The following is a 19157-nucleotide window of genomic DNA, read 5'->3' as shown; positions in this document are numbered from 1 at the left end:
CACAGAAGGAGGTGCCGCGTGCACCAGTCCATCGCGCTCTGGAGCCACCCCAGGTCCATGTCGACCGCGCTGGAACGCTCGTTCATCGAGCGGGGCGACTTCAAGGTGTTCCACGAGGCATTCGCGTACGTCTTCTTCATGCACGAAGAACGTGCCGCCATTCCACACAAGAACCCCGACCCGGACCATCCGCTCACCTATCCGGACGTCAAGGCGATGATGGAGTCCGCCCGGCTCGAACGCCCGGTGTTCCACAAGGACTTCCCGTACCACTGCCTCGACCATCTGCTGAAGGACCCCGAGTATCTGCTCGGGCAGGTCAACACCTTCCTGATCCGCGACCCCGCCGAAGCCGTCCTCTCGCACGCCACCGTGCACCCCGGGCTCACCCGAGAGGTCCTCGGATACGCGGAGCTGGCCCGGACCTTCGACTTCGTCCACGAACTGACCGGCGCCGCGCCGCTGGTCGTGAACGCGGCGGACCTGGCCGCCCGTCCCGAGGCCACCATCGCCGCCTACTGCGCCGCGGCCGGCATCCCCTTCCTGCCCGAGGCGCTGAACTGGTCCGCCGGCGAGCAGCCCGAATGGACCACCTGGAGCGGCTGGCACACCGACGTGGCCGCCAGCGCCGGCCTCGGCGCACCGCGCCGCAACTACAGCTGCACCTTCGAGACACGGCCCGAACTGCGCGAGTTCGAGCGCTCCTGCCGTCCCGCCTACGAACACCTGGACCAGTACCGGCTGCGGCCGGCCGAGGAGGTCACCCGATGAGCGTCGGCACCGTCATCGTCACCGGCGGAGCCGGCGGCGTCGGACGCGCCCTGGTGGGCCGCCTGCTCGACGCCGGCAAGACCGTCGTCACCTGCGACATCGACGAGCCGGGCCTGAAGTCGCTCGCCGACGAGCACCGCGGCCGGGCCCTGCGCACCCACGTCGCCGACATCGCCTCGCACGCCGCGTGTGACACCTTCATGGACGAGGTCCTCGCCACCCACCCGGACGTCGACGGCCTCGTCAACAACGCCGGCCTCTACCTCGGACAGCCGGTCCAGGACTACGACGACGCCACGATCGAGCGCGTCATCGCGGTCAACATCAAAGGCCCGGTGTGGCTCTCCCGCCGCTTCGCCGGTCACCTGCTGCCGGCCGAACGGCGCGGCGCCATCGTCAACCTGGCGTCGGTCGCGGGTGAGGTCGGCAGCTCCGACGCCCTGTACGGCACGGTCAAGGCGGGCGTCATCGGCCTCACCAAGTCCAACGCCATGAACTTCGCCCCCTACATCCGGGTCAACGTCGTCTCGCCCGGCCTGATCGTCAACACGGCCATCGCGGACCGGATACCGGCCTACCGCTACGCCGAGTACAAGCGCCAGGAGCAACTCGACGGCGACATCCTCCCCGAGTACGTGGCCGACGTGTGCGCCTATCTGCTCAGCGACGAGTCCCGGACGCTGACCGGGGCCCTGCTCCGCGCCGACAACGGCTCCTACCCACGCTGACCCCCACACCCCGCACCCCGGAGGCGATCCCTTGACTTCCCTCACCGACGGCCCCGACAAGCCGCTCATCATGCTCGTGGGCATGGGCGACCTGTCCGCCAAGGTGCTCACCATGCTCCTGAGCGACCCGGCGACCAACCGGGTCGTCCTGGCCGGACGCGACACCGAGACCATCCGCAGACGGGGCAACCTCGCGCTGTTCACCGCCACCAACCTCGGCCACCACGGCACCGTCGACACCGTGCGGGTCGACCTCCGCGACGTCGACGCCACGGCCCAGACCCTGGCCGAGGTCCGGCCCGACATCATCTTCATGGGCGGGTCACTGCAGTCCTGGCGGGTCATCACGGCGCTGCCCAAGGACGTCTTCGAAAAGCTGGACGAGGCGCAGTTCGGGCCCTGGCTGCCGATGCACCTGACACTCAACCACCTGCTGATGCGGGCGGTGCGGGACTCCGGCACCGACGCCAAGGTCGTCAACGCCTCCTTCCCCGACGCGGTCGGCCCCGTACTCGACAGGGTCGGCCTGGCCCCGACGGTCGGCGTCGGCAACGTGGCCAACATCGTGCCCGCGCTCACCCTGGGCGCCGCGCACCTGCTGGACGCGCGGCCGGCGGACGTGGAACTGCGGCTCACCGCGCAGCACTACTTCAGCCACTACGTACCCCGCTTCGGCGACGCCGGGCGCGGCGCCTACCACCTCTCGGTACGGGTGGCGGGACGGCCGGGCGCCGAGGTGGACCACGGCGCCCTCTTCGCCCAGCTCGACCGCCGTCTCAAGCGCCTGGGTGGCATCGACGGCCAGTTGCTCACGGCGTCCTCCGCGGTGCGCGTCCTGCGGGGCCTGGCCACCGACAGCGGGACGCTCGCGCACGCTCCCGCACCGGACGGCCTGCCCGGCGGCTACCCCGTTCGGGTGCACCGGGACGGTGCCGCGCTCGACCTGCCGGACGGGCTCGGGCTGGCCGAGGCGATCCGGCTGAACGAGGAGTGCCAGCGGGCCGACGGCATCGACCGGATCGACCAGGACGGCACCGTGCACTTCACGGAGCCGGAGATGGCGGTCATGAAGCGGCTGCTCCGCTACGAGTGCCAGAGCATGAAGCTCGGCGACGTCTCCGGGTGGGCCGATGAACTCGGCACGAAATACGCGGCGTTCGCGGCGCGGTACGCCTGAGCCCGCCGGGGCCCGGCCCGGCACGGCCGCGCCCCCCTTGCTGTGCACCGTCGGAGAGAGCCAGAGGACCATCATGACCACACAGGCACCCCGGAACGGGGGCCAGGCCCCCATCGCCGAGACGGCCGACGCGGACGGCTTCGAGGCCCAGTACATCCCCACACTCGTGGACCGATGGGACCAGCTCATCGACTGGGACCGCCGCCGGGCGAGCGAGCAGGACTTCTTCGTGGAACTGCTGAACGGGGCCGAGGCCCGCCGGGTGCTCGACGTCGCCGCGGGCACCGGCTACCACTCCATCACCCTGGCCCAGCAGGGCTTCGACATCACCGCGGCGGACGGCAGCGCGGAGATGATCGAGCGGACCCGTCGGAACGCCGAACGCCACGGGCAGTCCTTCCGCATCCTGCGGGCGGACTGGCGCGGCCTGCGGGAACACGTCGACGGCCGCTACGACGCGGTCATCTGCCTGGGGAGTTCCTTCCCCCACCTCTTCCAGGAGAGCGACCGGCGAGCGGTGCTCGAGGAGTTCCACGAGGCGCTCAACCCCGGCGGCATCCTCATCGTCGACCACCGGAACTTCGACGCCATCCGTCGGCACCGGTACCAGAGCAGCGGCAACTACTACTACTGCGGGACCGGGGCCGAGGTGACCGTGGCCCACGTCGACGAGCGGCTCTGCCGCTTCAGGTACGACTTCCCGGACGGCGGTACGCACCACCTGGAGGTCTACCCCGTTCTGTCGGCGGAGCTGGCGGCGCTGCTGGTCGAAGCGGGCTTCGACACCGTGCAGACCTTCGGCGACTTCCGGGAGGACTTCGACCTCGACGAGGTGGACTTCGTGATCCACGTCGCCCGGAAGTCATGAACGAGAACGCATCGGAGAAGGCCAGGTCAGTGGTGAGCGAGAAGAACACCGGCGGACACCGCTCGAAGATCCTCGCCGGATTCGTCGTGACCGTGCTGCTGACCAGTTTCGTCGCGGCGACCTACGGATTCGGGTTCTACCTCTTCGCGCAGATCGTCACCGACATGCGCAACGATCTCGGGTTCGGCTACACGGTGGTCGGGACGGTCACGGCGGCCGGACAGCTCGGCTTCCTGCTGTTCGCCCTCCTCGGTACCTGGCTGTCGACCCGCATCGGCGGCGGCCAGGTCGTCATCGGCTCGGTCGTCCTGTGCGGACTGTGCCTGGTCCTGGTGCCGGTGACCGACAGCATCGTGTTCATCGGCGTCCTGCTGACGATCCTCGGCGGCACCGCGGCGTCCGTGTACGTCCCGCTCGTCGAGATCGTCGGCCGGGTGATCGACTACCGGCACCGCGGCAAGGTGCTGGGCCTGGTGTCCAGCGGCACCAGCTACGGCGTGTTCGTCAACAGCCTGCTGGTGCCGGCCTACGTCCAGGACGGCAACTGGAGGGGCCTGTGGTACTCGGTCGGGTTCGGCACGCTGATGGTGACCGCCGTGGCCGCCGTCACCTTCTTCCGGCTGGGCCTGTTCCGCCCCGAGGAGGAGGCGCGCCCCGGCGACGCCGGAGAGAGCGCCGAGGGCGGGGCCGGCCCGCGCGGCAACAGCGCCCGCGCGGGCTGGCGCATGGTGCTGGTCCGCTGGGTGGTCATCGTCTGGACGATGAAGTTCCTGAACGGGTTCGCCTGCATGCCGTTCCAGAACTACCTGTCGCCCTATCTCCGTGAGGGCCTCGGGTTCGACATCGAATTCACGGCCCAGGTCTGGGGGACGATCGGTGTCATCGGCATGTTCGCCGGATTCGCCGTGGGCTGGCTCTCCGACCGGATCGGCGTACGGGCCTCGCTGGTGATGTGCTACGCGCTCTTCTTCGCCTCCGCCGTCCTGCTGGCGGTCGCGCCGGTCGGGTATCTCCCCATGGTGTCCGGCGTGCTCTTCGCCCTGGCCTTCTACCCGATCTACGGACTCGTTCCGGCGTACGTGTCCAAATCGGCCTCGGGCGCCGCGGCGACGGTCATCTTCGGTGTCACCAATGTGACCCAGGGCGTCGGTGGAATCGTCGGCAACTACACCGCCGCGTTCCTGAAGAACCTCACCGGCGATTTCATGTGGTATTACGTCGTGATCGCGGCGACCACCGTCCTCCTCGGCGTCCTGACCCTCCGGCTGCCCCGGGAGGGCTCGGCCGAGAGCGCCATCGGCGTCGGGAAGCCCGCGCCCGAGCCCGATAGGGACGTCGTCCGTGCCACTTCCTGACGCCCATGGAGGGGACCCGATGAATCAGCGGGGGGCCCGCGCCCGTCGGCCGGGTGCGACGGTCTGGCTGACCGGTCTGCCGAGCGCGGGCAAGACGACCATCGCCCACGAACTCGCGGGACGGTTGCGGGGTGCGGGCCATCGGGTCGAGGTGCTGGACGGCGACGAGATCCGCACGTTCCTCTCCGTGGGGCTCGGCTTCGGCCGCGCGGACCGGGACACCAACGTCCAGCGGATCGGCTTCGTCGCCGAACTCCTCGCCTCCCACGGCGTGAAGGTCCTCGTCCCGGTCATCGCCCCCTACCAGGACAGCCGCGAGAGCGTCCGCGAACGCCACCGGTCCGAGGGCACCCCCTACGTCGAGGTGCATGTCGCGGCGCCGGTGGAGGTGTGTTCGGTGCGTGATGTGAAGGGGCTGTACGCCCGGCAGGCGGCGGGTGAGATCAGTGGTCTCACCGGGGTCGACGACCCCTACGAGGAGCCGCGCGATCCCGATCTGCGGATCGAGTCCCACAACCAGACCGTGCAGGAGTCAGCGGCGGCGCTGCACGCGCTGCTCACCGAGAGGGGCCTGGCGTGACCACCCTTGTCAACGTCCACGAGGCGACCGACAGTCCGTTCGCCCTGTCGCATCTCGACTCGCTGGAGTCGGAGGCGGTGCACATCTTCCGTGAGGTGGCGGGTGAGTTCGAGCGGCCGGTGATCCTGTTCTCCGGTGGTAAGGACTCGATCGTGATGCTGCATCTGGCGTTGAAGGCGTTCGCGCCGGCGCCGGTGCCGTTCACGTTGCTGCATGTGGACACCGGGCACAACTTTCCCGAGGTGCTGGAGTACCGGGACCGGACGGTCGCCGCGCACGGGCTGCGGTTGTATGTCGCCTCCGTGCAGGACTACATCGACGACGGCCGGTTGCGGGAGCGCCCGGACGGGACGCGTAACCCGTTGCAGACGGTGCCGTTGACGGAGGCGATCCGTCAGCACCGGTTCGACGCGGTGTTCGGTGGCGGCCGGCGTGACGAGGAGAAGGCGCGGGCCAAGGAGCGGGTGTTCTCCCTGCGCGACGAGTTCTCGCAGTGGGACCCGCGTCGTCAGCGGCCCGAGCTGTGGCAGCTGTACAACGGGCGGCACGCGCCGGGTGAGCACGTGCGGGTGTTCCCGTTGTCGAACTGGACCGAGCTGGACGTGTGGCAGTACATCCAGCGCGAGGACATCGCCCTGCCCCGGATCTACTTCGCGCACGAGCGGGAGGTCTTCGCCCGCGACGGGATGTGGCTGGCCCCCGGAGCGTGGGGCGGTCCGAGGGACGGCGAGCGGGTGGAGAAGCGGCTGGTGCGCTACCGCACCGTCGGCGACATGTCCTGCACCGGCGCCGTCGACTCCGACGCCACCACCCTGGACGCCGTGATCGCCGAGATCGCCGCCTCCCGCCTCACCGAACGCGGCGCCACCCGCGCCGACGACAAGATGTCCGAGGCCGCGATGGAAGACCGCAAACGCGAAGGGTACTTCTAGCCATGACCATCGACACGCTGCGCTTCGCGACCGCCGGCTCCGTCGACGACGGCAAGTCCACCCTCGTCGGCCGCCTGCTCCACGACTCCAAATCGGTCCTCACCGACCAGCTCGAAGCCGTCGAACACGCCTCCCGCTCCCGCGGCCAGGAAACCCCCGACCTCGCACTGCTCACCGACGGCCTGCGCGCCGAACGCGAGCAGGGCATCACCATCGACGTGGCCTACCGCTACTTCGCCACCAGCCGACGCCGCTTCATCCTCGCCGACACCCCCGGCCACGTGCAGTACACCCGCAACATGGTCACCGGCGCCTCCACCGCCGACCTCGCCCTCGTCCTCGTCGACGCCCGCAACGGCGTCGTCGAACAAACCCGCCGCCACGCCGCCGTCGCCGCACTCCTACGCGTCCCGCACGTCGTCCTCGCCGTCAACAAGATGGACCTCGTCGACTACGCCGAGCCCGTGTTCACCGCCATCGCCGAGGAGTTCACCCGGTACGCCACCGCGCTCGGCGCGCCCCCGGTCATCTCGATCCCGGTCTCCGCGCTCGCCGGCGACAACGTCGTGGAACCCTCCGCGCACATGGACTGGTACGGCGGCCCCACCGTCCTCGAACACCTGGAGACCGTTCCGGTGACCGCCGATCCTTCCGGCACCGCCGCCCGCGTCCCGGTGCAGTACGTGATCCGTCCGCGGACCGCCGAGCACCCCGACTACCGCGGCTACGCCGGGCAGATCACCACGGGCACGCTCCGGGTCGGAGAGCCGGTGACCGTGCTGCCCTCGGGCCGGACCAGCACCATCGAGGCCATCGATCGGCTCGGCGACCCGGTCGACATCGCCTGGGCACCCCAGTCGGTCACCATCCGGCTCGCCGACGACATCGACATCTCCCGCGGCGACCTGATCGCCCCGACGTCGGCGGCGCCACCGGTCTCGCGGGAGATCGGCGGGATCGTCTGCCATGTGGCCGACCGGCCGCTCGCCGTCGGCCACAGGGTGCTGCTCAGGCATACCACCCGCACGGTCAAGGCGGTCGTCGCGGAGATCCCGTCCCGGCTCTCCCTGGACGACCTGTCCCAGCAGCCGAGTCCGGGGCGGCTCACCGCCAACGCGATCGGCCGGGTCGTGGTCCGCACCGCCGAACCCCTCGCCCTCGACGCCTACGCCGACTCCCGCCGCACCGGCTCCTTCCTCCTCATCGACCCCGCCGACGGCACCACCCTCGCCGCCGGCATGGTCGACGACATCCGGTGATCCGCGGGATGCGCGAACGCAGACGACCCGTGGGCCTGGTCCCGTCCGCTCGAGTCGGACGGAAGCCGGCCGGACATACCGGCGGCCCACGGGTCGGGTGACTGCGTTGATGTCGGCAGAAGACCTGCCGGGGTGCACAGAGTGCGACGGCAGGCCTTAGCCCGCAGTCACCTCACGAGTCCGAAAAGAAACCATGTTTTCGGATCACCTCCTTTCAGCGTGTGCGCCCACCCTAGGAAGCTCGGTGCGGGGGCTCAACCGATTTATCGCGGGGCAACGATTTCCGCGAACCGGGTGTGTCCTGGGTCACGTTCCAGTTGAATTGCCCGGGGCGTGCGGGTGCACGCGCGTACACCGTCCTGCCAGGGGGTCCGGGATGAGTGCTGCCAGGAGCGAGACCGCGGAGCGCGGGGCCGAGGGCCACGGCCCGGGGGAGGATCTGCTCGCCGCCTTGCTGGACGGGATGGACGCGGCGCTCTGCGCGTTCGACGCCGCCGGCAACGTCACGCACTGGAACCGGGAGGCCGAGCGGATTCTCGGCTGGTCGGCGTCGGAGGCGGTGGGCCGGCACGGCTTCGACGGCTGGGCGGCGCGCGCCGCCGACGCCGACCAGGCGCTCACACGGCTCATGGCGGCGATGCGGACGCCGGGGCGCCAGGTCCACGAGTTCGCGCTGCTGCGCAAGGACGGCAGCCGGGTCCTGGTGCGGACCCAGTCGGCCGGGGTGCGCGGACCCGACGGCTCCCCGGCCGGGGTCTACTGCGCGTTCAGCGAGGTGCACGCGCAGATCGACCTGGAACGGTCGATCGCGCTGAGCGAGGCGCTGTTCGAGGACGCTTCCTGGGGGGTGGTCCTCGTCGACGTCGACCTGCGCCCGGCCGTGGTGAACGCGCACGCGGCCCGGGTCATGGGTGTCGGACGCACGGCGCTGCTGGGCCGGCCGCTCGGCGAAGTCGTCGTCCAGGGCGTCGAGGACCTGGAGGGCGCGCTCCAGCACGTACTGGCCGAGGGGGCGCCGCGGGCCCTGGCCGAGGTCTGGGTGACCCTGCGGACCGCGCAGGGCGAACGGCGCCGCTGCTGGCGCAGCGGCTTCCTGCGGCTGGCGTCCCCGCTGGCGGAGGAGCCGGTGCCCCTGGGCGTGGGCTGGCTGTTCCAGGACGTCACCGAGGAGCGGCTGGCCGAGCAGGAGGCGGACCGGATGCGCTTCCGCTACAGCCAGCTCCACCGGGCGGGCGCGGCGGCGGCCGAATGCGAGGACCCGCGGGAGGCGGCGGCCGTGCTGCTGGACTTCGCGCTGGCCGGGTTCGCCGACCACGCGCTCGTCGACGAGTTGGCGGGCGAGCAGCGTCTGGTCCGCGCCGCGGCCACCCCGACCGGCGCACCCGGCCCGGTCGGTGCGGTGGCGGGCGCCGGAATCCCGCTGCGGTACGCCTCCGGCCATCCGGCCCTCCAGGCCGTCACACGCCTCGGACCGGTCCGCGCCTCCGCGTCGGTGGGCAGCACGCGGGCCGCGGAGGACTGGGCCGCGGAACGCCAGTGGCCGCGCGACGCCGTGCACGCGCTGTGCATGCCGCTGCGCAGCCGGGGGCGTACGGTCGGCGTGCTGACACTGCTCCGCTCGTCCTCCCGTCCCGCCTTCGAGCGCCCGGACGCGGTCTACGCGGAGACGGTCGCGGTCCGGGTGGCGGCCTCGCTCGACCTGGCGGGGGTGAACCCGGTGAACCCGGCGGGCGCCCTCTGACGGGCCGTCGCCCCCCGAGGAGGCGGGCCCGGAGGGCCGGGTCTGTGCCGGTCCGTGCCGTCAGTGCCGGTAGAAGATCCGGTCCCGGTACTCCGTCATCACGCGCCCGTTCCACTCGTGCCCGCCGTCCACGTTCCCCGAGCGCAGCAGGGGCGGCTCGACGCCGAGACGGACCATCTCCTCGGCCGCCGCCGCCATCGTGGCCTGCATCAGGGCGCTGGTGACGACCGTCGACGCGGGGGCGAAGGGCGCTTCGATGCCCGCGTGGGTCAGTTCGGCGTCTCCGACCGCGATCCGGGAGTCCAGGACGATGTCGCAGTGGTCCTTCAGGTAGCCGCCCGAGACGTGCCGTGACTTCGTCTCCGTCGCGTAGGCCACCGACGTCACGCCGATCACCGTGAGGCCGAGCGCGCGGGCGTTCATCGCCATCTCGACCGGCAGGGCGTTGCGGCCGGAGAGCGAGATGATGATCAGGACGTCGCCGGCCTTCGCCGGGGAGGAGTCCAGGACCGCGCTCGCCAGGCCGTCGACCCGCTCCAGGGCCGAGCCGAGCGTCGCGGGCATCACGTCGACGCCGACCACGCCCGGTACGGCCAGCAGGTTCATGAGCGCCAGTCCGCCCGCCCGGTAGACGACGTCCTGGGCGGCCAGCGAGGAGTGGCCCGCGCCGAAGGCGAAGAGCCGGCCGCCCGCCGCGACGGCTTCCGCGATCGCCGTGCCGGCGGCGGCGATTTCTCCCGCGTCCTCGTCGCGTACCCGCTGGAGCAGGCCGATCGCGGCGTCGAAGAACTCTCCGGCCAGCTTGCTCTCGCCCGCGCTGTCGCCCATTCCAGAAGCTCCTTGTCGTCGTGTCGCGGATCACGGTGCGGTCTGGACCATTGCTCTGTCAATACCGCCTCGCCCCGGCGCGGCACGGTTGTCGGCGCGATGCGTCAGAATTGGTGCAGGGCCAGCGCACGACTCATCGAGGGGCACGTATGTCCGGACTGATCGACACAACGGAGATGTATCTCCGCACCATCCTCGAACTCGAAGAGGAAGGTGTGGTCCCGATGCGTGCCCGGATCGCGGAGCGGCTGGACCAGAGTGGTCCCACCGTGAGCCAGACCGTCGCCCGTATGGAGCGCGACGGCCTGGTGACCGTCGCCGGCGACCGTCATCTGGAGCTGACGGAGGAGGGCCGACGACTGGCGACCCGCGTGATGCGCAAGCACCGGCTCGCCGAGTGCCTGCTTGTCGACGTGATCGGCCTGGAGTGGGAGCAGGTCCACGCCGAGGCATGCCGCTGGGAGCACGTGATGAGCGAGGCCGTGGAGCGCCGCGTGCTGGAGCTGCTGCGGCACCCCACGGAGTCGCCGTACGGCAATCCGATCCCGGGCCTGGAGGAGCTGGGCGAGAAGGCCGAGGCGGAGGCGTTCCTGGACGACTCCATGGTGTCGCTGGCGGACCTGGAGACGGGCGACGGCGGCAAGACGGTGATCGTCCGCCGGATCGGCGAGCCGATCCAGACGGACGCGCAGCTGATGTACACGCTGCGGCGGGCGGGTGTGCAGCCCGGTTCGGTCGTCAGCGTGACCGAGTCGCCGGGCGGTGTCCTCGTCGGCAGCAGCGGCGAGGCGGCGGAGCTGGACGCCGAGGTCGCCGCGCACGTCTTCGTCGCCAAGCGCTGACCCCCGCTCTGCGCGCACCCGCTCTTCCCGTACCGTCCGCCCCGCCGCTCCCTCCTCCGCACCGCGGACCCGCCGGCGGAGGCCCCCGGGTGTTCCGCCCGGCGGGTTTCCGCCATGACCGGGGCGGGTCGTCGTCGGCCGCGCGCCCCTCGCGCGGTCAACAGCCCTCCCGTTTTACGGCGGAACCACCACGGCCGCACCCGCGGCGTGCCACGCTGGTGCCACGCGAGCAAGCCGTACGTGCCGGGGAGGGTGCGATGTGGGCGGTGCGCCGAACGACAGAGGGCCCCGGCGCCCATGGACGCCGGGGCCTGTCCTCCCCTGTGTCGACCCGGAGCCCCGAGCTCCCAGGGTCGTTCCCCTCGGACCGTTTTCCCCGAGCGGTCCGCCTCCCGCTGAACATCTCCCCCCGGCGTCGGCCGTCAATCCTTGAACGTGGTCACTCGAACGAGGGGTGTTGAGCGGCGGACCGCCGTTTTCGAATAGAGGTTCGATAGTCTGGCCGGGTTGGACACGCTCGATGAAAAAGAGGGGGTGCCAGGGAACATGGTGCGACGTATGGACGTCCCCGGAGCCGACGGCGTACGCCTGGTTGCCTGGGAGTTCGGCGAGGAGCGTGTCCGGGAGGACACCTCCGGGGTCTTACTTCTCCACGGGCTGATGGGGCGGGCCTCCCACTGGGCCCCCACCGCGCACTGGCTGGCCGGGCGTCACCGGACCGTCGCCCTCGATCAGCGCGGTCACGGCCGCAGCGGCAAACCCGTCGCGGGCCCGTTCACGCGCGAGGCGTACGTCGCCGACGCGGCGGCCGTCGTCGAGCGGCTCGGTCTCGGCCCCGTCACCCTCGTCGGACACTCCATGGGAGCCCTCACCGCCTGGCAGCTCGCCGCCCAGCACCCCGATCTCGTCCGCGCCCTGGTCATCTGCGACATGCGGGCCTCCGCCCTCGGGGCCGCGTCCCAGCGGGAGTGGCAGGACTGGTTCCGCCGCTGGCCCGTCCCCTTCGCCTCGCTCGACGCGGTACGCGCGTGGTTCGGTGAGGAGGACCCCTGGGTCGACCGCCCGAACCCGGCCCGCGGCGAGTTCTTCGCCGAGGTGATGACCGAGGGCCCCGACGGCTGGCGGCCCGTCTTCGACCCCGCCCAGATGCTGACCTCCCGCGAGACCTGGGTTCACGACGCCCATTGGGACTCGCTCGCCCAGGTCCGCTGCCCCACCCTCGTGGTCCGCGGCCTGGACGGTGAACTGGGGCGCGCGGAGGCCCAGGAGATGGTGCGGGTGCTGCCCCGTGGGGCGTACGCCGAGGTCCCCGACGCCGGCCATCTGCTCCCCTACGAAGCCGCGCACGCCACCGCCTGGCGCGAGGCCGTCGAACCCTTCCTGAACGGCGTCCTCACGTCCTGACCGACCGCGGTGAGGGCCACCCCCCGGTGTCCGTACGATGATCACTCCATGACAACCGGCTCCGGAGGTCGACCCGTGGGGGAACTGTCCCGTCGTACGGTCCTGCGCACGCTCGGCGCGGGGACCGGCGTCGCCGCGAGCGCCTGGTGGACGGCCGGCCCCGCCGAGGCGCTGCCGACCGCTCCGCCCGTGAGCACCGGCGACAACCCGGTCGTACGGGAGAACACGGCGGCCGGCTCCGACGAATGGGGTCTCGGCTGCCGCGAGACCTGCGGGGTCGACCTGGACCGGCCGCAGATCCAGGGCAGCGCGTCGACCGCCTCCGTCGCCCCCGGCGAGACCCTCGGTCTGCGCCTCTCCTCCCGTACCGCCCGGTCCTGCACGGTCGAGGTCTACCGGCTCGGCCACTACGGGGGGCTGCGCGCCCGCCATCTGCTCACCGCGGAGGACGTGGCGGTCGCCGCCGCCGCCGGCGCCCGCCCGGCCTGGACGCTGCGCGTGCCCCCGAGCTGGGTGTCCGGCATCTTCCTGGCCGTCCTCACGTCCGCCGACGGCCACCGGGCCTACGCCCCCTTCGTCGTCCGCGATCCGGCCCGCCGCTCCGACGTGCTGGCCGTGGTCCCCCTGTCGGCCGCGGCCGGTGCGTACCCGGGTCTGGGCATGCCCCCGGGTTTCGCCACGGACACCAGCGCGGCCCGCTGGCTCGAGGAGTCCGGCTACGACGTCACCTACGCGACCGAGGAGGATCTGCACCGGGCCAGGGTCGATCCGGCGCGGTATGGCGTGGTCGTCCTCCCCGGTTCCCCCGGCGAGGGCCGCTGGGCCCGCCGGACCAGGGCGGCCGTGACGCGCTCGCCCGGCGGAACGGCCGGTCTCCGGCGGCCGTTCACCCTCAGCGAGCCCGGTCACGCCACGGCGGAGGCCCGGCGGGCCGCGACCGAGCTGCTGGACGGGATGCTGGCGACGGTCAGCAGACCCAGAAGCTGACGTCCCCGCCGATCCAGCCGGCCAGATCGCGTTCGTCCCAGACGGACACCCGGCCGTCCGTGGTCACCTCGAACCGCACGGCCATCGTGTCCGCGGCGACGGCGGCCCCGCTCACCACTCCGACCAGACGCTGGGTCCGGTCCGGCCGGGCCCGCAGCGGCAGCCGGAAGAGCGTCTCACCCGGTTCCCAGGCCGTCCCGTCGGCCTTGGCCAGCGAGAAGTGCACATGGACCCGGTCGCCGGAGAGCCGGTACTGGGGCACGTAGTTCGGGCTGTTCGGCGTGTACGCCGTGGTGTCGTAGGGCACCTCGACCCAGGGGTTCGTGCCGGGGTGCGGGAAGCGGGCGATGTTGATCTGCCGCCCCGACGCGGGCTTCGCCGCGATGCCGAACGCGAGGGTGGCCGCCGGGTCACCGGGGCTGTTCCCGTACACGCATATGCCCTCGGGCTCGCGGTTGACGAGCCCGGGGAAGGCGCCGACCGACTGTGACTGGAGCACCGTTCCGGTGTTCCAGTCCGTGCAGGTCACGGTGGTGTTGTCGACGTTCTGGTCGCCGTAGAGGTGGTACACGTGGTCGCCCAGGCCGACGAAGCCCTGGAGGGTCTTGCCAGAGGGGCCGAAGGGCAGCGTCTGGAGGGGAGTGAACGTTCCGGCAGCGGCGGCGGCCAGGTCGTACCGGTCGATGCCGCCGGAGCCCGACGGGGACGAGACGTTGTCCGACTGCCAGCGGAAGATCAGCTGGCGCCGGGTCGGGTCGATCGTCGAGGAGACGCGGTACACCCCGGAGCGGGGGGTGCGCAGGACGGAGGGGTCGGAGGCGTCGGCCGTGCCGCCCGCCGCGTAGGGCACCCGGGCGAGGGCCCTGGACCAGCCGCCTTGCGGCAGGGCACCGGCCCAGAGGTGGACGCCGGTCGCGTCCCGCTCGACGCTCAGCCCCGTACCGTGTCCGGACCGACCGAGGTGCATCGAGTCCAGCAGGACCCCGTCCGCGGTGAGCCGGGTGACGGTGACACGGTCCATGTCGGCTTCGGTGCCGTCGGGCTGACAGAGGTACCAGAGCTGGTCGACGGACTCCCAGTAGACGGACTGAGCGACGCTGACGGGTGAGGCCAGCGTCGCTCCCGACAGGAGCGGGGGCGTGACGGCGGAGAGCTTGATCAAGTGACGACTCCTCAAGACGGCAGGAGAGGCCGAGCCTACGGGCACCGTCTCCCGCGCCACCGGGCAGGTCGCGTCGTCGCGGCGAGCCGGACGGGCGGCGGGGGAGACCGGGCGGAAGGCCGGCCGGTGCACTCGTGAGACGGACGCGGACGCCGGGTCCGTGGGCGGCGGCCCCGGTGTGGTGCCGACGGACCGCCGGGGTGCGGCGAGGTGCGGGTGCGGCCCGCGGGTACGGACCGGCTACCTCGGGTCGCGTCTGAACGAGGCGGTGGACCAGCGGTAGCCGAGTGCCGTGAGCACCAGGCACCAGCCGAGGCAGAGCCATCCGTTGTTCCCGATCCCGGTACCGAGGAGAAGGCCGCGCAGGGTCTCGACGGCGGGGGTGAAGGGCTGGTACTCGGCGAGGGGCCGGAACCAGCCCGGCATCGCGTCGATCGGCGTGAACGCGCTGGAGATCAGGGGCAGGAGGATCAGCGGCGTCGCGCTGTTGCTGGCGGCCTCGGCGTTCGGGCTGGCCATGCCCATGCCGACCGCGATCCAGGTGACGGCCAGCGAGAAGAGTGTGAGGAGGCCGAACGCCGCCAGCCATTCCAGGAGGGTGGCGTCCGTGGAGCGGAAGCCGATGGCCACGGCGACGGCGCCGACGAGGACCACGCCGGCGATCGACTGCAGCACGCTGCCGACGACGTGCCCGATGAGCACGGACCCGCGGTGGATGGCCATGGTGCGGAAGCGGGCGATGATCCCCTCGGACATGTCGGTGGCGACGGACACCGCGGCCCCGATGACGGTGCTGCCGATGGTCATCAGCAGGATGCCCGGGACGACGTAGGCGAGGTAGGCGGAGCGGTCGCCGTCGCCACCGTCGATGCCGGCGCTCATCACGCCACCGAAGACGTAGACGAACAGCAGGAGCAGCATGATCGGCGTGAGCAGCAGGTTCAGGGTCAGCGACGGGTAGCGGCGCGCGTGCAGCAGGTTGCGCCGGAGCATCGTGGACGAGTCGCGAACGGCGAGGGACAGGGCGCTCATCGGGCAGCCTCCTCGGGCTGGTCGTTCCGGGCGGGCACGGCGGAGCCGGTCAGGGCGAAGAACACGTCGTCGAGGTCGGGGGTGTGTACGGTCAGCTCGTCGGCCTCGACGCCGGCCGAGTCCAGCCGGTCGAGGATCGCGCGCAGTGCGCGCGGGCTGCCGTCGGCGGCGATGCGCAGGGACAGGGACGTGTCGTCCCGTGTCACCCCGCGCAGGGCGACGGCGGCGGACCGGTAGGCGGACGGGTCGGTGAACCCCAGCCGGACGTGTCCGCCCGGGACGAGTCGCTTCAGCTCGTCGGCGGTGCCCTCCGCGGCGATCCTGCCGTCGTTCAGTACCGCGATGCGGTCGGCGAGCTCGTCGGCCTCCTCCAGGTACTGGGTGGTGAGGAAGACGGTGACGCCGCCGGAGACCAGCTCACGGACGATCCGCCACATGTCGTGGCGGCTGCGCGGGTCCAGGCCGGTGGTGGGTTCGTCGAGGAAGATGACGCGCGGGTCGCCGACCAGCGTCATGGCGATGTCCAGACGGCGCCGCATGCCGCCCGAGTAGCCGGCGGCCGGCTTGCTCGCCGCCTCGGACAGGCCGAACCGGTGCAGCAACTCGGCGCTGACCCGCCGTCCCTCCCGCTTGGGCAGGCGGTGCAGGTCCGCCATGAGGCGCATGTTCTCCTCGCCGGTGATCAGCCCGTCGACCGCCGAGAACTGACCGGTCACGCCGATCATGGCCCGCACCGCCTGCGGGGCGGTCGCCAGGTCGTGGCCTCCGACGCGCAGTTCGCCGCCGTCGGCGCCGATGAGAGTGGAGAGGATCTTGACGGCGGTGGTCTTGCCGGCGCCGTTCGGTCCGAGCAGGGAGAAGACCGTTCCGGCCGGCACCGCCAGGTCGACGCCGTCGAGCACGACCTGGTCGCCGTAGGACTTGCGCAGCCCGTTCGCCGCGATGGCCAAGCTGGTCATGAGGGTGCTCCTTCTGGGACTGCCGGTCAGAGGCCGCGGGCGGTGACGCCGCCCTGGGAGGTGGTCGCGTGGCTCTCGAGCCTGGCGGTGCCGTCGTTCCCGGGGCCGTCGCCGTCGCCGAAGCGGCCGTGGAGGGTGCCGGTGTCCAGGGAGGCCGGCACACCGGGGGTGGCCCCCGTGGTGCCGGCACGGTCGGTGGCGATCGGGGCGGGGGTGTCGAACGTCAGCATGGTGCTCTCCCGTTGCTCATTGTTTCGAACAATGGAAAAGCTACGTTGCGTTCATGATAGTGGCAACATGCTTGTTGCGTCACAAGGCAGTCATCGCAGGTCTCGCCGTTGAAATCGTTGCTATGGGGGTGGGTTTAACGCAACGGTCGAGTGGTGGAGTGTTGCAATGAAGTGACTGTGAACGCTATGCTGCGGACCTCGGGCAACACGAAGGAGGCAGGGATGCCGGGAGGCAGGCTCACCCAGGAGGACCGTCGGCGGATCGCGCTGGGGCTGGCGGACGGACTCGCCTACGCGGAAATCGCCCGGGGTCTCGAACGGCCGACCTCGACGGTCACGCGTGAGGTGATGCGCAACGGCGGCCCCGCCGGATACCGTGCGGACCTGGCCCATCGCGCCACGGAGCGGCGTGCCCGGCGGAAGTCCGGCTCGTCCCGGGTGGCGGAGCCGGTCGCCCTGCCGCACGGACGCGACCCGGAGGCGGTGGCCGAGTACGAGGAGAGGTACACCACCGTCCTGATGCAATCGGGTCTGCCGAACAGGATGATGGCGCGGGTGATGGTCTCCTTGCTCACGACCGACTCCGGCAGCCTGACCGCCGCCGAACTCGTCCAGCGCCTCCAGGTCAGTCCGGCGTCCATCTCCAAGGCGATCGCCTTCCTGGAGAGCCAGGCGCTCGTCCGTCGGGAACGCGACGAACGCCGCCGGGAGCGCTACATCATCGACGAGACCCTCTGGCACCAGTCGATGACCGCCAGCGTCCGCGCGCTCATCCAGCAGGTCGAGATCTCACGTCAGGGCGTCGGCGTCCTCGGTCCCGGCACCCCGGCCGCCGTACGTCTGGAGAACGTCGCCCGCTTCTTCGACTTCGTCGCCGAAAGTCTCGCCCGCGCCGCGGACCAGGCCCGCGACATCCTGCTCTCCGACAAGGCCGGAGGGGCCCCGGAGGGCGCCGCGGTGGTTCCGGACCCTCCGGACCCGGGCGCGGAGCCGGCCCCTGCCTCGGCCCCCGAAGCGGATCCGGAGCGCGGATAGGAGGTCCGGTGGCCGTGCGGGGAGCGTCGTCCGGGAGGCCGTGCGGTACTTCCGGAGAGTGCCGCGCGACCGTCCCGCGAGTGGGCGGCCGGGGCGGCGCGGCGTGCGGAGGCGGCCGACACCGGCCGCCTGCGCCCGCCGGCGCGGGTCAGGCCCGGTCGGTCAGTTCCTCCGCGTACACCTGTGAGAGGGGCTGCGGGCCCACGTACTGTTGGCAGTTGCACTGCGCGGCTTCGTAGCGCAGCGGGAACTTGTTCTCGTCCCAGGCCGTGGGCACCTCGACCCGCTCATGGCACTGGCCCTGCTTGTCGTGCTTGGCGAGGTGGTGGGTGCATCCGCAGACGGGCTCCGGGGTCCGATGCGCGGCCTCGACGGCCAGCCGCTCCGCCTTCGCGGCCTCCAGCCGCTCCATCTTGCGTTCGTGTCGATGGCGCAGCGCCGTGCGCACGTTGTCGGCCGCCCACGCGAAGCCGCCCGTCCAGAACAGGATGAGAACCACCCAGATCCAGTTCACACCGTTTCCCTCCCCCGTGACACCGTTGAACCGGGGCCGTGCCCCAGACCGAGGATAGGGCCCCGGTTCCCCGGTGACCACGATCGCGCCGCCCGGTCCGGTCCGGCCGGCGCGGGAAGGCGCGCGTCCGTGAGGGCGGGCTCGGAGCGGCGGGCCGGGTCAGAAGGCGAAGACCGTTCCCGTGAGGTCTGCCCTCATCGTGCAGGCGTTGCCGTAGGTCGCCGACCAGCTGACGCGCCTGCCCTCCCAGACGCCGTCCCCGGTGACCGTGACGGGGTCCCACTCGCGGGTGCACGGACGGTGGTCCGGCGCGGCGGACAGCCGGGCGAAGTCGCCTTCGGCCACGGCGAGTTCCGCGCAGCCCGCCACGGGCGTGGGGTGACTGCCCGCGGGGCGGGGCGTGCAGTCCAGGGTCACGGCCCGCTGCACCGCCGCCGTCGCGGCGGTCTCGCCCTTGCCGATCGTGAGTACGACGGCCGACGCGGGGTAGAGGGAGGCGGGCTGTGCGGGCTTGGCGTCGGCGATGCCCGCGAGGGCCGTGCCGATGAACGCGACGCCCGTGGCGGTGGCGACAACGGTGGCGCCGAGGGTGCTGCGGAGGGAACGCACGGATGACTCCTTTTCGGATGCGGGTGCGATTGCGGTCCGGAGTCTTGCCGATGCGCAGGGTGATCGCACGTCGCTCGCGCGGTTTCCGGCCGCCCCCGGTCCACGCCCGCCGCTTCGAGCCGACCGACTGGTCGTTCGGGCAGT

At 71.7% G+C, this 19157-nt stretch carries 20 protein-coding genes; 13 read left to right on the top strand and 7 right to left on the bottom strand.

Annotated features, from left to right (window positions below; translation table 11 throughout):
• The first annotated feature begins 18 nt into the window (after positions 1–18).
• The 9 genes from OG393_RS13135 to OG393_RS13095 all read left to right on the top strand — a co-directional run bounded on the left by OG393_RS13135 (position 19) and on the right by OG393_RS13095 (position 9411).
• A complete protein-coding gene (locus tag OG393_RS13135; protein WP_327374842.1) occupies positions 19–771 on the top strand; it encodes a hypothetical protein in 753 nt (250 codons plus the stop codon).
• The gene (locus tag OG393_RS13130; protein ID WP_327374841.1) at positions 768–1499 is read left to right on the top strand and encodes an SDR family NAD(P)-dependent oxidoreductase; all 732 of its coding nucleotides are present in this window, start codon (positions 768–770) and stop codon (positions 1497–1499) included. The genes OG393_RS13135 and OG393_RS13130 overlap by 4 nt, the downstream gene beginning before the upstream one ends.
• A gap of 31 nt (positions 1500–1530) precedes the next feature.
• Positions 1531–2676: a hypothetical protein gene (locus OG393_RS13125; RefSeq protein ID WP_327374840.1), complete on the top strand. Its 1146-nt coding sequence runs from the start codon at positions 1531–1533 to the stop codon at positions 2674–2676.
• A gap of 73 nt (positions 2677–2749) precedes the next feature.
• Positions 2750–3544: a class I SAM-dependent methyltransferase gene (locus OG393_RS13120; protein WP_327374839.1), complete on the top strand. Its 795-nt coding sequence runs from the start codon at positions 2750–2752 to the stop codon at positions 3542–3544.
• Positions 3541–4899, top strand: a complete 1359-nt coding sequence (locus OG393_RS13115) for an MFS transporter (RefSeq protein WP_327374838.1) — start codon at positions 3541–3543, stop codon at positions 4897–4899. The genes OG393_RS13120 and OG393_RS13115 overlap by 4 nt, the downstream gene beginning before the upstream one ends.
• A 19-nt stretch (positions 4900–4918) precedes the next feature.
• Positions 4919–5479 (top strand): adenylyl-sulfate kinase, encoded by a 561-nt coding sequence (gene cysC / locus OG393_RS13110; protein WP_327374837.1) that lies wholly within the window; start codon positions 4919–4921, stop codon positions 5477–5479.
• Positions 5476–6411: a sulfate adenylyltransferase subunit CysD gene (gene cysD, locus OG393_RS13105; RefSeq protein ID WP_327374836.1), complete on the top strand. Its 936-nt coding sequence runs from the start codon at positions 5476–5478 to the stop codon at positions 6409–6411. The genes cysC and cysD overlap by 4 nt, the downstream gene beginning before the upstream one ends.
• 2 nt (positions 6412–6413) lie before the next feature.
• Entirely contained in the window at positions 6414–7670 is a 1257-nt protein-coding gene (locus OG393_RS13100) for a sulfate adenylyltransferase subunit 1 (protein WP_327374835.1), read from the top strand.
• A 376-nt stretch (positions 7671–8046) separates the two neighbouring features.
• On the top strand, positions 8047–9411 hold the full coding sequence (locus OG393_RS13095; protein ID WP_327374834.1) for a PAS domain-containing protein: 1365 nt from the start codon (positions 8047–8049) through the stop codon (positions 9409–9411).
• Positions 9412–9471: 60 nt separating this feature from the next.
• On the opposite strand, the gene OG393_RS13090 is transcribed toward OG393_RS13095, so the two are convergent.
• Positions 9472–10239, bottom strand: coding sequence for an SIS domain-containing protein (locus OG393_RS13090; protein ID WP_327374833.1), 768 nt, complete (start codon positions 10237–10239; stop codon positions 9472–9474).
• A gap of 149 nt (positions 10240–10388) precedes the next feature.
• On the opposite strand from OG393_RS13090, the gene OG393_RS13085 reads away from it, so the two are divergent.
• The 3 genes from OG393_RS13085 to OG393_RS13075 all read left to right on the top strand — a co-directional run bounded on the left by OG393_RS13085 (position 10389) and on the right by OG393_RS13075 (position 13472).
• Entirely contained in the window at positions 10389–11081 is a 693-nt protein-coding gene (locus OG393_RS13085; protein ID WP_327374832.1) for a metal-dependent transcriptional regulator, read from the top strand.
• A 546-nt stretch (positions 11082–11627) separates the two neighbouring features.
• Positions 11628–12485 (top strand): alpha/beta fold hydrolase, encoded by an 858-nt coding sequence (locus OG393_RS13080; RefSeq protein ID WP_327374831.1) that lies wholly within the window; start codon positions 11628–11630, stop codon positions 12483–12485.
• Positions 12486–12533: 48 nt separating this feature from the next.
• Positions 12534–13472, top strand: a complete 939-nt coding sequence (locus OG393_RS13075) for a N,N-dimethylformamidase beta subunit family domain-containing protein (protein WP_327374830.1) — start codon at positions 12534–12536, stop codon at positions 13470–13472.
• On the opposite strand, the gene OG393_RS13070 is transcribed toward OG393_RS13075, so the two are convergent.
• The 4 genes from OG393_RS13070 to OG393_RS13055 all read right to left on the bottom strand — a co-directional run bounded on the left by OG393_RS13070 (position 13453) and on the right by OG393_RS13055 (position 16855).
• Entirely contained in the window at positions 13453–14634 is a 1182-nt protein-coding gene (locus OG393_RS13070; RefSeq protein ID WP_327374829.1) for a phage baseplate protein, read from the bottom strand. The two genes, OG393_RS13075 and OG393_RS13070, sit on opposite strands and share 20 nt — an antisense overlap.
• Positions 14635–14874: 240 nt before the next feature.
• The gene (locus OG393_RS13065) at positions 14875–15666 is read right to left on the bottom strand and encodes an ABC transporter permease (protein WP_327374828.1); all 792 of its coding nucleotides are present in this window, start codon (positions 15664–15666) and stop codon (positions 14875–14877) included.
• Positions 15663–16625: an ATP-binding cassette domain-containing protein gene (locus OG393_RS13060; RefSeq protein WP_327374827.1), complete on the bottom strand. Its 963-nt coding sequence runs from the start codon at positions 16623–16625 to the stop codon at positions 15663–15665. The genes OG393_RS13065 and OG393_RS13060 overlap by 4 nt, the downstream gene beginning before the upstream one ends.
• 26 nt (positions 16626–16651) lie before the next feature.
• Entirely contained in the window at positions 16652–16855 is a 204-nt protein-coding gene (locus tag OG393_RS13055) for a hypothetical protein (RefSeq protein WP_327374826.1), read from the bottom strand.
• 222 nt (positions 16856–17077) lie between these two features.
• Between OG393_RS13055 and OG393_RS13050 the strand changes: the two genes are divergently transcribed.
• The gene (locus tag OG393_RS13050; protein ID WP_327378411.1) at positions 17078–17890 is read left to right on the top strand and encodes a helix-turn-helix domain-containing protein; all 813 of its coding nucleotides are present in this window, start codon (positions 17078–17080) and stop codon (positions 17888–17890) included.
• A 148-nt stretch (positions 17891–18038) separates the two neighbouring features.
• Here OG393_RS13050 and OG393_RS13045 read toward each other — a convergent pair whose 3' ends face one another.
• The gene (locus OG393_RS13045; RefSeq protein WP_327374825.1) at positions 18039–18404 is read right to left on the bottom strand and encodes a hypothetical protein; all 366 of its coding nucleotides are present in this window, start codon (positions 18402–18404) and stop codon (positions 18039–18041) included.
• A 159-nt stretch (positions 18405–18563) separates the two neighbouring features.
• On the bottom strand, positions 18564–19013 hold the full coding sequence (locus OG393_RS13040) for a subtilase-type protease inhibitor (RefSeq protein WP_327374824.1): 450 nt from the start codon (positions 19011–19013) through the stop codon (positions 18564–18566).
• Positions 19014–19157 lie beyond the last annotated feature (144 nt).

The sequence above is a fragment of the Streptomyces sp. NBC_01216 genome (assembly GCF_035994945.1).
GTDB lineage: Bacteria > Actinomycetota > Actinomycetes > Streptomycetales > Streptomycetaceae > Streptomyces.
The sequence above is the reverse complement of the archived record's forward strand: the minus strand, read 5'-3'. Positions and strand labels throughout refer to the sequence as shown.